8 protein-coding genes are annotated in these 12453 nt (G+C 71.8%); 5 read left to right on the top strand and 3 right to left on the bottom strand.

The genetic code is table 11. From position 1 onward, the window contains the following. Nucleotides 1-11 precede the first annotated feature (11 nt). The 5 genes from BSZ37_RS18730 (at nt 12) to BSZ37_RS18710 (ending at nt 7766) form a co-directional block, all read left to right on the top strand. On the top strand, nt 12-1379 hold the full coding sequence (locus BSZ37_RS18730) for an acyclic terpene utilization AtuA family protein (RefSeq protein WP_095512013.1): 1368 nt from the start codon (nt 12-14) through the stop codon (nt 1377-1379). Between the two features lie 117 nt (nt 1380-1496). Continuing rightward, entirely contained in the window at nt 1497-2201 is a 705-nt protein-coding gene (locus tag BSZ37_RS18725) for a response regulator (RefSeq protein ID WP_095512012.1), read from the top strand. 123 nt (nt 2202-2324) lie between these two features. After that, on the top strand, nt 2325-4127 hold the full coding sequence (locus BSZ37_RS18720) for an ABC transporter ATP-binding protein (protein WP_095512011.1): 1803 nt from the start codon (nt 2325-2327) through the stop codon (nt 4125-4127). Between the two features lie 175 nt (nt 4128-4302). After that, on the top strand, nt 4303-5229 hold the full coding sequence (locus BSZ37_RS18715; protein WP_095512010.1) for a PD40 domain-containing protein: 927 nt from the start codon (nt 4303-4305) through the stop codon (nt 5227-5229). 5 nt (nt 5230-5234) lie between these two features. Further along, the gene (locus BSZ37_RS18710) at nt 5235-7766 is read left to right on the top strand and encodes an Ig-like domain-containing protein (protein ID WP_095512009.1); all 2532 of its coding nucleotides are present in this window, start codon (nt 5235-5237) and stop codon (nt 7764-7766) included. A gap of 111 nt (nt 7767-7877) precedes the next feature. Here BSZ37_RS18710 and BSZ37_RS18705 read toward each other — a convergent pair whose 3' ends face one another. The 3 genes from BSZ37_RS18705 to BSZ37_RS18695 form a co-directional block, all read right to left on the bottom strand. Further along, nucleotides 7878-9659 (bottom strand): family 10 glycosylhydrolase, encoded by a 1782-nt coding sequence (locus BSZ37_RS18705; protein ID WP_095512008.1) that lies wholly within the window; start codon nt 9657-9659, stop codon nt 7878-7880. 97 nt (nt 9660-9756) lie between these two features. Further along, nucleotides 9757-11172, bottom strand: a complete 1416-nt coding sequence (locus tag BSZ37_RS18700; protein WP_095512007.1) for a T9SS type A sorting domain-containing protein — start codon at nt 11170-11172, stop codon at nt 9757-9759. Between the two features lie 90 nt (nt 11173-11262). Beyond that, nucleotides 11263-12453 (bottom strand): IPT/TIG domain-containing protein, encoded by a 1191-nt coding sequence (locus BSZ37_RS18695; RefSeq protein ID WP_095512006.1) that lies wholly within the window; start codon nt 12451-12453, stop codon nt 11263-11265.

Raw genomic sequence — 12453 nt, 5'->3', positions numbered from 1 at the left:
ACCGACGACCCATGCCCGACACGCTTCGCATCGCCTCCGGCCAGGGCTTCTGGGGCGACCTCCAGCGCGCCCCCATCGACCAGGCCCGCCGCGGCCCCATCGACGTCCTGGTCATGGACTACCTCGCCGAGGTGACCATGTCGATCCTCCAGAAGCAGAAGCTCCGCGACCCCTCCATGGGCTACGCCCGCGACTTCGTCGAGGTCGTGACGGAGCTGGCGCCGGACGTCAAGGAGAAGGGGTTCAAGATCATCTCGAACGCGGGCGGCGTGAACCCCGTCGCCTGCGCCGAGGCCATCGTCGCCGGCGCCCGTGCGCGCGGAGCGACCGGCCTCAAGGTCGCCGTCGTCACCGGCGACGACCTCCTGGACCGTCTCGACGACCTCCTGGACCGGGGCGTCGAACTGAAGCACATGGAGACCGGCGAGCCGCTCTCGACCGTCCGCGACCGCGTCGTGAGCGCGAACGCCTACCTCGGCGCCCAGCCCATCGCCGAGGCGCTGGCCCTCGGCGCCGACGTCGTCGTGACGGGCCGGACGACCGACACCGGGCTCACGCTCGCCCCGCTCGTCGACCGCTTCGGGTGGGACTGGGCCGACTGGGACAAGATGGCGGCCGGCACCGTCGCGGGGCACATCCTCGAGTGCGGCGCACAGTCGTCGGGCGGCAACTTCACCGACTGGCGGGACGTGCCGGACATGGCCTCCATCGGGTTCCCCATCGCCGAGGTCTCGGCCGACGGCTCGTTCGTGGTCACGAAGCACGAGGGGACGGGCGGGCTCGTCAGCCGCGGGACCGTCGCCGAGCAGCTCCTCTACGAGATCGGCGACCCGACCGACTACATCACGCCCGACGTCGTGGCCGACTTTACGTCCATCCAGTTGGAGGACGAGGGCGGCGACCGCGTCCGCGTGAGCGGCATCCGCGGTTCCGAAGACACCGAGTTCCTCAAGGTCTCGGCCGCGTACTCGGATGGCTGGAAGGCGACCTCGACGCTCGTCTACGCCTGGCCCGAGGCCGCTGCCAAGGCCCGCGCCGCGGCGCGCATCCTGAAGGACCGGCTCGACGCGCTCGGCCTCGAGTTCGAGGAGTACCGCGCCGAGATCGTCGGGCTCAACGCGCTCTCCGAGGTCGCCGAGGCCGACCCGACGCGAGAGGCGGACCTCGACGAGGTTCAACTCCGCGTGTCAGTGCGCGGCCAGGACAAAGCGGCCGTCGAGCAGTTCGGCCGCGAGATCGCCCCGCTCATCCTGACCGGGCCCAGCGCGGTCACCGGGTTCGCCGGCGGGCGGCCCCGACCGAGCGAAGTCGTGGCGTATTGGCCCGCGTTGATCCCGAAGTCGGAGGTCCAGACCGAGGTCCGCCTCCTGGAGGTGTAGGACGACGACGGGCAGGGTCACCCGGCTGTAGGCCAGCGGTTTAAACCCCAGGAGGGCGCCGCCGATACCGGCCTGGACCCACCCCGCCCGCGTATCTCAGGCTCACCCCCCGGGCTCATGTCCCCGCCCCCGGCCGTCCTCCTCGTCGAGGCCGATCCGACTCAGCAACTCATCGCGCTCTCGATGTTCCGGCACCTCGGCATCGAGGCGGACGTCGCGGAGGACGGTCGGGCGGCCGTCGAGCGCGTGTCGGCACGGGACTACGACGTGGTCTTCCTCAGCGAGCGAGTGGGCGGGGCGGAGATCCGCGATGCGATCCGTGTCCGGCGATCCGGTGGCCTCCGCGTCGTCGCCGTCACGGAACGGGCGGATTCCGGCATGACGGAGCGGCTCCGTGCGGATGGCTTCGACGACGCCATCCACAAGCCTCTGTCGGTGGCCGCCCTCGAGGAGGTCGTCTGCGTGCCCGTGGCGGTCGGTCTCGTCGACGCCGTCCGTGCCCACGTCCGCGGCCTCCTCGGCGAGGACGACGAGGACTTCGTGGCCGAGCTGGTCGAGGCGTTTGACGGGTCGGCCCGGCAGGCGCTCGCGACGGTGTCGGCCGCCCGCGAGACCGGCGACGTCGACAGCATCGCGGCGTCGGCGCACGCGCTGAAGGGGAGCGCCGCGAACGTCGGGCTGGAGTCGCTGACGGACGCCTGGGACGTCGTCGAGACCGGAGCCCGTCGCGGCGAGGCGTCCGCGCTCGACGGTTCGCTCACGGCCGCCGTCGCCGAGACCGAACAGGCGCTGGCCCAGTTCGCCGCCCGCGCCGAGGCGTAGGCCCGGCGTGCCCCGGCCGCCTCGGGACGCCGGTGGGCCGTCCCAGACCGCCCTGGCGGGGACCCCTGTTCGGGGCGTAGCGTAGGTCCCGTGCGCCCGCCCGCGCGCCGCTCCCCCGACCGCATGGCCTCCCCGCTCCGCCGCCTCGACGCCGACCTCTGGCGCTACCGCTGGACCCTCGGCCCGGGGCTCCTCTGCGCCCTCGCCTCGGCGCTGTTCACGCTGTTCATCCCGGGGCTCGTCCGCGAGGCCATCGACGCGATCCCGCGGATGGTGGCCGTCCAGGGCTACGCCGCCGGTACCGCGGCCGGCGCCGCGCTGGGCGCCGAGTTCCGCTGGGCGCTCGTGCTCCTCGGGCTGATGATCCTCGGGCTGGCGCTCCTCTCGGGCCTGTTCATGTTCCTCATGCGGCGGCTCGTCGTCGTGGCCAGCCGGAACATCGAGTACGACCTCCGGAACCGGCTCTACGCCCACCTCCAGACGCTCTCGGGCAGCTTCTACCACCGGTTCGCGACGGGCGACGTGATGACGCGAGCCACGAGCGACATCGAAAAGGTCCGCCGCTACGTCGGCCCGGCGTTGATGTACCTCTCGCGGGCCGTCGCCGCGATCGTGATGGCGCTCGCGTTCATGCTCGCCATCTCGCCGACGCTCACGTTCTGGGCCGTCCTCCCGATGCCCGTCCTCGCCGTGTCGGTGTTCTTCGTGAGCAAGCTGGTCCACGTGCGGACGGACCGCCAGCAGACGTCGTACTCGGGGCTCACGAGCCGCGTGCAGGAGGCGCTCTCCGGCATCCGCGTGGTCAAGGCGTACACGCAGGAGGAGACGTGGGGCCGGCGGATCGACGACGCGAGCGAAGACTACCAGGACAAGGCGCTCGACCTCGCGAAGGTGGACGCCGCGTTCCGGCCGGTCCTGATGATCCTCATCGGGCTGAGCACGGTCCTCGTGGTGGGCGTGGGCGGGCGGCTCGTGATCGCGGGCGAGCTCTCCCTCGGCAACATCGCCGAGTTCATCATCTACGTCGCCAACCTGACGTGGCCGGTGGCGTCGTTCGGCTACGTCGTGTCGATGATCCAGCAGGCCTCGGCGTCGATGGCGCGGATCGCGGAGATCCTCGACACCGAGCCCGGCGTCGCCGACGACGCCCAGCGCATCGCCGAGGTGGACGACGTCGCCGGGCGGCTCACGTTCGACGACGTGACGTACCGCTACACGCCGGGCGGCCCGGCTGTGCTCGACGCCGTCTCGTTCGACGTCCCCGCCGGCACCTCCGTGGGCATCGTGGGGCGGACGGGCTCGGGCAAGTCGACGCTCGTCGAACTCATCCCGCGGCTCATGGACCCGACCGAGGGGACGGTCCGCGTCGACGGCCGCGACCTCCGAGAGATCCCGCTCCACACGCTCCGCGCGGCCATCGGCTACGTCCCGCAGGAGGTCTTCCTGTTCTCCGACACCGTCGGCAACAACATCGCCTTCGGCGTGCCGGACTCCGAGGCGGCCGAGATCACGGAGGCGGCCCGCGAGGCCGACCTCCTCGCCAACGTCGAGGACTTCCCCAAGGGGTTCGAGACGCGCGTCGGCGAGCGCGGCATCACGCTCTCGGGCGGCCAGAAGCAGCGGACGGCCATCGCCCGCGCCCTCATCCGTCGCGCCCCGATCCTTCTTTTTGACGACGCCCTCAGTGCGGTCGACACGCGAACAGAAGCGACCATTCTGGAGAACCTCCGCGCCCAGTTCGGCCAGCGGACGGTCGTCGTGGTGAGCCACCGCGTCTCGGCGGTCCAGGACGCCGACCAGATCCTCGTGCTCGACGAGGGCCGCGTCGCCGAGCGCGGGTCGCACGCCGAGCTGGTCGCGGCCGGCGGAGCGTACGCGACGCTCGTCCGCAAGCAGCAGCTGGAAGCGGAGCTCGAAGGGGCGTAGGGCGCCCTGCGTTTGTGCCCCAAGGGGCGGAGACGGTCGGGCACATGCCCTCGGCGGATTTGGACACGAGTCGGTCCGCCTCGGCGTTGAGGCGGGGAGACTCGGTGGCCGACGTGTGGATCGGGCATCCGCGGGTTAGGCGCGGGCCTACCTTTCGGGCCCCCCCGATCCCACCATGCGCAGTTCTCTCGTCGCCCTCCTCGTCTGCCTCGCCGTCCCGGTCGGCGCGCAGAGCCTCCGGGCCAGCGGCCCGCCCGTCCGCCTCGTGGCCGACGGCGCGCCCGCCCTCCACCCCTCGTGGTCGCCCGACGGCCAGACGCTCGCGTTCACGCGCGCCCGCTACGCCGGCCTCTGGGTCGTCGGCGCCGACGGCCAGGGCACCCGGCAGCTCACCGACGCGCCGGCGGCCGGGTTCGGCTTCGCGTGGTCGCCCGACGGGGCCGCTATCGCCGTGCGTGCCGCGCAGGTCGACGGCCCCCGGCGGCTCGACGCGATCGAGCTCGTCGGCCTCGACGGCTCCGTCGAGACGCTCACCGACTGGCGGACGACGCCGCCGGGGCTCCCGCGCTGGGCGGGCGCCGCCCACGTGGTCGCGCTCGGGGAGGGCGGCCTCGACGTGCTCGCGGCCGACGCCGAGGCGCGCGTGCCCGCGCCCTCGGGGCCCGTCGTGCTCGGGCTCCTCGACGGCGGGCTCGCCCTCGCCACGCCCGCCTCGGGCGAGGTCCGGACGCTCGCGCCGCTCGGCGACGCCCAACTCCTCAACGTCACGCCGTCGCCCGACGGCTCGCGCGTGGCCTTCGAGGCCTACGGCGGCGGCCTCTACGTCATGGACGCCGACGGGAGCAACCTCATCGACCTCGGCGCCGGGTCGCGGCCGTCGTGGTCGCCCGACGGGCGCTGGCTCGCCGTCATGGTGTCCGAGGACGACGGCCACGCCTTCACGGCCTCCGAGATCGTCGCCGTCCACGCCGACGGCTCGGCGCGCGTGCCGCTCACGGCTACGCCCGACCGCCTCGAGATGAACCCCTCGTGGTCGCCCGACGGCGCCCGCATCGCCTTCGACGACGGCGACGCCCTCTTCCTCCTCCCGATCGCCGAGTAGCCCCGATGACCCGCGCTTTGACTCTCGGGCTCCTCGCCCTCCTCTTCCTTCCCACCACCCACGCCCAGCAGGTCACCGGCCTCGACGGCTGGGAGCTCTTCCTCGACCCCGGCCACAGCCAGACCGAGAACCAGGGCATCTACGGCTACTCCGAGGCCGAGAAGGTCCTCCGCGTGAGCCTCGCGCTCCGCGACATGCTCCTCGACCGGACCGACATCGACACGGTCTACACGTCGCGGACCAGCGACACCCAGTCGGTCAGCCTCAGCCAGCGGACCGACCGCGCCAACGCGCTCGGGGCCGACTTCTTCCACTCGATCCACTCCAACGCCGGCGCGCCGGGCACGAACAACGTGCTCATGCTCTACGGTGGCTGGCGGCAGAACGGGCAGACCGTCGAGAAGACGCCGGAGGGCGGCGCTCGGATGGGCGACGAGTACGTCGACGCCCAAGTCGAGGCCATGCGCCTCCCGACGATCGGCAACTACGCCGACCGGACGTTCTACCAGGGCTTCCCGGACAACCACGACAACCAGTTCCCGTACCTCTTCGTCAACCGGACGTCGGCGATGGCGTCGGTCCTGAGCGAGTCCGGGTTCCACACGAACCCGCGGCAGAACACGCTCAACATGAACGCCGACTGGAAGCGGCTCGAGGCCCAGTCGTTCTACTGGGGCATCCTTGACTGGCATGGCGTCCCGCGCTCGACGCACCGGATCGCGACGGGGATCGTCACCGACGCCGAGAGCGGCCGGCCGATCAACGGCGCGACGGTCACGGTCGACGGGCAGACGTACACGACCGACACCTACGAGTCGCTCTTCTACCGGTACTCGGACGACCCCGACGAGCTGGCCAATGGGTTCTACTACCTCGAGGACGTCTCGGCCGGCACGCACACCGTGACCGTCGAGGCCGAGGGCTACGCCACGGCCACGGCCGAGGTCACGATGCGCGACACGACGTTCACCTTCGCCGACGTCGCGCTCGTCTCGACCGTCCCGCCCGTGGTGGTCGACGCTCGGCCCGAGGCGGGCGAGGACGGCTTCCCGATCACGGACCCGATCCGCCTCACGCTCAGCCGCCCGCTCGACCCCGCGACGGCCGGCCCCGCGTTCTCGCTCGTGCCGACGGCCGGCGGCGACCCGGTCGCGGGCGAGGTCACGTTCGAGCGGAACGGCTTCGAGCTCGTGTTCACGCCCGACGCCGCGCTGGAGCCGCGGACCGACTACACCCTGACCCTCTCCGCCTCGGCGACGACCCAGAACGGGAGCCCGCTCGACGGCGACGGCGACGGCACCGGCGGCGACGACTTCGTGCTGACGTTCATCTCCAGCTTCCCGGACGTGGCCGCGCCGCGGCTCGTCAGCGGCGACCCCGCGCCGAACGCGCGCGACGCCGAGATCCGGCCGGTCGTGACGGTCGCCTTCGACGAGGTCGTGGTCCCCGAGACGCTCGACGGCCGCGTCACGCTGGAGACGCTCGGCGGGGAGGCCGTCCCAGGCGAGGCGATCGTCTCGCTGGCCGGCGTCGTCGGCGAGACGCCGAGCCCGCGGACGACGGTCAGCTTCGTGCCCGACGCCGACCTCGCGCCCGGGACGAGCTACCGGTTCGCCATCGAGCCCGGCGTCGAGGACCGGTTCGGCAACGCCTCGGCCGCCCGCTACGCCTTCACGTTCGGGACGGGCGACGGCGCCCTCGTGGACGTGCTCCTGGACGACTTCGAGGGCACGTCCATCGCCGACGACTGGTGGGTCCCGCAGCAGAGCGGGTCGACGAGCGGCATCGTGACCGACTCGACGTCGGTCTCGGCCAGTCCGCTGGCGTACCCGCTCGGCGGCGAGACGTCCATGCGGATCGACTTCGGCTGGGCCGAGGGTGGCGACGCCAAGCTCATCCGCGAGTGCTTCGGCGGCTGCTCGCCGGGCCACTCCTTCACCGAGGAGGCCACGCTCCGCGCCCGCGTCTACGGCGACGGGACCGGCGTCCTGTTCCGCTTCGCCGTCGACGACGGGACGAGCGGGATCGAGGTCAGCCCGTGGACGGCCGTCGACTGGTACGGCTGGAAGACGGTGACGTGGGACCTCGACGCCGACGGGTTCGGCACGTGGATCGGCAACGGCGCGTGGGACAGCCCCTCGTCGCTCCGGATGGAGTCGCTCCAACTCGGCTACGACGGCGAGGGCCCGCGCTTCGGCGCCATCCTCGTCGACGACCTCGCCTACCTCCGCGCGCCCGGCGTCGCCGCCGACGGCGGCCCGGACGCCGGCGCCCCGCTCCGCGTCGATGCCGTCTGGCCGAACCCGGCGCGCGCGTCGGCGCAGGTCCGCGTGTCGCTCGGCGCGGCGGCGTCCGTCACGGCCGAGGTGTTCAACGCCATCGGCCAGCGCGTCGCCGTCCTCGCCGACGGCGACGCGTTCGGGGCCGGGTCCCACGACCTCGGCATCGCGGCGGGCGACCTCGCGGCCGGCGTCTACGTCGTCCGCGTCCGCGCCGACGGGGAGCAGGCGGCGGTGACGTTCGTCGTCGCGCGCTAGCCGCTCAACTCGCGACCGCGTCAACGAGAACGGGGCGCACCGGCCAGACCGGTGCGCCCCGTCGCGTGTTCGGCCGCCTCGGTCAGGTCACCGAGGCAGTCAGGGGGGAGGCTAGCGGATGACTGCCACGCGACGCGTGGCCCGCTGGCGCCCGTCGTCGAGGACGACGAGGTAGGTCCCGGACGCCGTCGGTTGCCACGTCACCGTGTGGGCGCCCGCCGGGAGCGGCCCGTCCGTGAGAACGGCGACCTCGCGGCCGAGCACGTCGACCACGCGGAGCGTGACGTCGGCGGCCTCGGTGAGCGTGAACGGGACCGTGACCGGCCCGGCGGCCGGGTTCGGCCGCGGCGCGTCGAGGCGGAGCGTCAACGTCAGGCCGTCCTCGGCGCTCAGCGAGCCCGGGATGACCACCCACTCGTTGCTCGGTGCGCTTTCGATCGAGTTGGCGCTGACGGCCGTCACGACGTAGGTGTAGGAGTTTTCGGGTGGGGCGTCTGTGAACATGGTCTCACCGGTGACGCCGGCGAGGTTTTCCGCCTTCTCCATCGCCGCGTCGAGGTCGACCTCCTCGCCGGCCGGAATCCGGTAGACGGCGTAGAACCGAGCCTCGGCGTCGCCACTCGCGGGCGCCGTCCACGAGAGGGTGAACTCGTAGTCGCCGTCAGGATCCGCCGTGACGTCGAGGTCGGTCGGCGTGCCGGGCGCGGCCTGGCTCCGCCACGCCATCGGGGGCGGGAGCGCCGGGTAGCGGAAGAGGTCGGTCTTGAGTGTGTCGGCGAAGCCCTTCGAGCCGAGGAACGCGATGTTGCTCGCGCGGAAGAACACGCTGCCCTGGATCCCCTCCGTGTTGCGGTTCAGCCGGACCTGTCGCGGGACCTCGGTAGAGGCGTAGAGCGTGCCGCTGAACGTGGCCGGGTCCGACCGATACAGACCGAGTCCAGGGTAGAGGTGCCGGTCGTTCCGCTGGCTCTCCCACCACGGCGCGAGGAGCCCGTAGTCCTGCCCACCGCCGAACGGCCAGTAGAGCTGGGGGGTGAGGTAGTCGATGAGGTCGTTCTCGAGCCACGCCACGGCGTCGGCATAGAGGTCATCGGCGCCGCTGAGGCCGGTGATCCCAGCGGGCTCCCCCGGGCGGTGGATCCCGAAGGGGCTGATCCCGAACACCGCCTCGGGCCGGACGGCTGCCACGCTGTCGCGGACCTGACGGACGAAACGGAAGACGTTGAACCGTCGCCAGTTGTCGAGGGAGAAGCTCCCGCCGTACTCGGCGTACGTCGCCGCGTCTTCGTCCGTGATGAGGTTGGGCGGGTAGGGGTAGAAGTAGTCGTCGAAGTGGACCCCGTCAACGTCGTAGCGGCGGACCACGTCGGCGATGATCGTCGCCACGTAGTCGCGGACCTCGGGGAGGCCGGGGTCGAGGATCTGGATGGCCCCGAAGTCGAGGATCCACTCGGGGTGCTGGACCATGACGTGAGACGGGTCGAGGTCGTAGCCGGAGCCTCGGTTGGCGCGGTACGGGTTGAACCAGGCGTGGAGCTCCATCCCGCGCGCGTGCGCCTCTTCGATCGCGAAGGCCAGCGGGTCGTAGCCGGGGTCTCGTCCCTGTTCGTTCGTCATCCAGTACGACCACGGCTCGTAGGGCGAGTCGTAGAACGCGTCGGCCTCGACGCGGACTTGGAACAGCACGGCGTTGATGCCGGCGCCCTGGAGGCTGTCGAGGATCGCGACCAAGTGCGTTTGCTGGCTCGCGGCGTCGCAGGTGCGGCACGGCCAGTCGAGGCCGAGGACGGTCGCGACCCAGGCGCCGCGGAACTCGTACTTGGGCGGGCTCTCGGTCTGGGCGGCGGCGCTCCCGAACCCGAGGAGCAGCAGGAGGGCGAAGAGACGGTGCATCGAAGGGGGAAGTGGTGGGACCAAAAAAGGGGGCGCCGGACCGAAGCCCGGCGCCCCGAGGCGAGCCGCCTCGGAGGGCGGCCGATGTCGAACGGAACTAGCGAACGACCATCATCCGGCGGCTGGACACCTCACCCTCGACGTTGAGGGTGTAGACGTAGACGCCGGCGGCCAGCGAGCCCGCGTCGAACCGGAACGAGTGCGGGCCGGCCGAGAGCGGGCCGTCGGCCAGCGTGCCGACCTGGCGACCCATCGCGTCGAACACGCGGAGCGTCACGGTCGAGGCGCGGTCGAGCTCGAACTCGATGTTCGTCGAGCCCGAGAACGGGTTCGGCCGGTTCTGCTCGAGGCGGCCGCTCGCGAACGTGCCCGGCTCCGTGGCCGTGCCGCCGCGGACGAACCGCTGGACGGCGCCGCTGCGGTTATAGAGCACGACGTAGGCCGTGTTGCCGTCCGCGGTGAACGAAATCCCACGCGGGCGGCCGACCTCGACGCCATCGCCACCGCCCGGGGCCGAGCCCGGATCGTTGTAGAGGAGGCTGTCGACCGGCGTCGGGTTCAGCACCGGGTCGCCGTTCTCGTCGAACAGGTCGGCCGGGTCGAAGGCGTAGAAGGCCTGCGTCGTGTAGTACGTCCGGAGCGTGTCGCCCGTGGCCGGGTCGATGTCGTTGAAGTTGTTGATGCCGTTCAGCGGGTTGCCGGAGCTGAACCACCAGTAGCCCGTGGAGGGGTTGACGGCGTTGGCCTCGACGCGGAGACCGGCCAGCGTGATGCCGAGCGAGTCGTACGGGCTGAACTCGTCGGGCCGCTGGTAGACGACCGTGTACGGGTTCTCGAAGGCCGTCTCGAGGACGGTGTTGCCGTCCGGCGAGGCGAAGACCGTCCGCGTGAAGTTGCTGGCGACCCCAACCGTGCCGGTCACGGCCTGGAGGTCCGGGTCGTACTGCGTGATCGAGCGGCCGCCGGCGACGACCGTCTGGACCGTCACGTTGCAGTTCTCGTCAACGCCCACGGCACCGAGCGAGGCGCCCGCGAAGGGCGTGACCTTGGCGAGCCCCTCGTAGGAGTCCGCGTCGATCTTGAAGATGGTGTCGAACTGGGAGACGTAGACGGCGTCCTCGGCCGCGCAGTAGCGCATGCCGCGGCCCGTCCGGGTGTCCGTCGCCACGGCGCCCGTCCCATCGAGGAACGAGAAGAAGCCAAGCGTGTCGCGCGGGGTCACACCGTCGGCGTAGTCGATGTAGATGTAGGGGGAAGCGTCGACCTCCGTGCCGTCCGGGTTGAAGATGCGCAGGCCGATGACGCCGGTCAGCGTCCCACCGATGTCGATGCTGTCGGCGGCCGTGTTGAACGTCTGGAGGAAGACGGTCCCGTCGTCATCCACGGCGACGCCCTGGAGGCCGTTGCCGTTGGTGAAGAGGGTGTCCTGTGGGAAGACGGTGTCGAACGTCCACTGGGCCGAGGCCGTCAGCGGGAAGGCGGCCGCGAGGGCCAGGAGTAGCAGTTTCCGCATGGGATAGGGAGAGGTGGGGGGAGGGGGCAGGAGCCCGTATGGAGGATGAACGAACCGTAACGGGGCTCGATTGATCCGACGCTGTCGAACCTACCGGGCCCCCTCACGGCGGGTCTCGACGCGGAGGACGTCGGCGGGCTCGCCGTCGGCGGCCTCACGAACCGCGTAGAGTTGGGTGCCGGCCCCGTAGGCCAGCGAATTGATGGGACCGCTCAGCACGCCAGGGTAGAGCACTTCGACCTGACCGTTGGGAGCGACCGTCACGATGGGGTCCGTGGTCCGGTCGAGGCCGACGTAGACGGTCCCGTCGGCGGCGACGGCGAGGGCCGTTCCGACGGCCGGGAGGGCGGCGAGCGCCTGCGGCGTGCCGGGCGTTCCGTCGGCGGCGAGCGGCACGGTGTAGAGCTGGTCGGGGGCGCCGGTCCCGCCCGCACCGACGGCGTAGAGCGTGCCGTCGACGACAGCGAGGGCTCGGATGTTGGCGGGGAAGGCCGTGTCGGAGGCCGTCCCGTCGGCGCTCACACGGTACAGCGTGGGCGCGTTGCCCCCGGCGTAGACGGCCCCGTCCGGGGTGGCGGCGACGGCGGCGAGGAGGAGCGAGGTCGGCTGGAAGGCGGCCAGCACGGTCTGGCTCCCCCCCTCGGGGAGCTCGAACACGGCCCGGACGCGCCGGACGCCGAACAACTGGTCGCCGCCTCGGGCCAGGGCGGCCCATGGGAACGTCGAGGCGAAGTACGGGGACCGCGTGCCGTCGGGGCCGATCTCGATCACGCCGACCGACGCGCCCTCGTTCTCGAGCGAGAGGTAGAGCGTCCCATCGGCGTCGGCGGCGATCCCATAGGGGACCTCGGTCCGCGAGATCTCGCCGAACGACACGAAGGCCGGCGTGAGGGGAAGCGCGACGGCGTTGCTGTAGTCCTGGGCGCCGATGACGGCCACCCGCACGCGGAGCGCGGGGTTGGGAAGGTTCGGGACGCGGACCTCCAGGCGAGTGGGGGTCGCGGAGAGGACCTCGCCGGGGGCGGCGCTCCCGTTGGCATCGTCGAACACGACGGTGTTGAGGGCTGGGTCGTCCGAGAAGTTCTGGCCCTCGATCACGACGACGTCGACGCCCGCGAGGACGACGCCATCAGGGCTGACGGACGAGATGACCGGGGCCGGATTGGTCCCGGCGTCGGGGTCGTAGAGGCTCGAGCCGTCGCCTGAGTCGCAGGCGGCGAGGAGCAAGACGAGTCCCGCGAGGGGAGCGAGGCGGAGCCAGGAGGTCGACGGAGTCAGCAT

The organism is Rubrivirga marina, assembly GCF_002283365.1.
GTDB lineage: Bacteria > Bacteroidota > Rhodothermia > Rhodothermales > Rubricoccaceae > Rubrivirga > Rubrivirga marina.
Note: the sequence above shows the minus strand (reverse complement) of the source record. Positions and strands in the feature narration are given on the sequence as shown.

Excerpts from the sequence above, each read along its gene's own strand:
- BSZ37_RS18730 (WP_095512013.1), top strand. The coding sequence starts at position 12 with ATGCCCGACACGCTTCGCATCGCCTCCGGCCAGGGCTTCTGGGGCGAC.
- BSZ37_RS18725 (WP_095512012.1), top strand. The coding sequence starts at position 1,497 with ATGTCCCCGCCCCCGGCCGTCCTCCTCGTCGAGGCCGATCCGACTCAG.
- BSZ37_RS18720 (WP_095512011.1), top strand. The coding sequence starts at position 2,325 with ATGGCCTCCCCGCTCCGCCGCCTCGACGCCGACCTCTGGCGCTACCGC.
- BSZ37_RS18715 (WP_095512010.1), top strand. The coding sequence starts at position 4,303 with ATGCGCAGTTCTCTCGTCGCCCTCCTCGTCTGCCTCGCCGTCCCGGTC.
- BSZ37_RS18710 (WP_095512009.1), top strand. The coding sequence starts at position 5,235 with ATGACCCGCGCTTTGACTCTCGGGCTCCTCGCCCTCCTCTTCCTTCCC.
- BSZ37_RS18705 (WP_095512008.1), bottom strand. The coding sequence starts at position 9,659 with ATGCACCGTCTCTTCGCCCTCCTGCTGCTCCTCGGGTTCGGGAGCGCC.
- BSZ37_RS18700 (WP_095512007.1), bottom strand. The coding sequence starts at position 11,172 with ATGCGGAAACTGCTACTCCTGGCCCTCGCGGCCGCCTTCCCGCTGACG.
- BSZ37_RS18695 (WP_095512006.1), bottom strand. The coding sequence starts at position 12,453 with ATGCTGACTCCGTCGACCTCCTGGCTCCGCCTCGCTCCCCTCGCGGGA.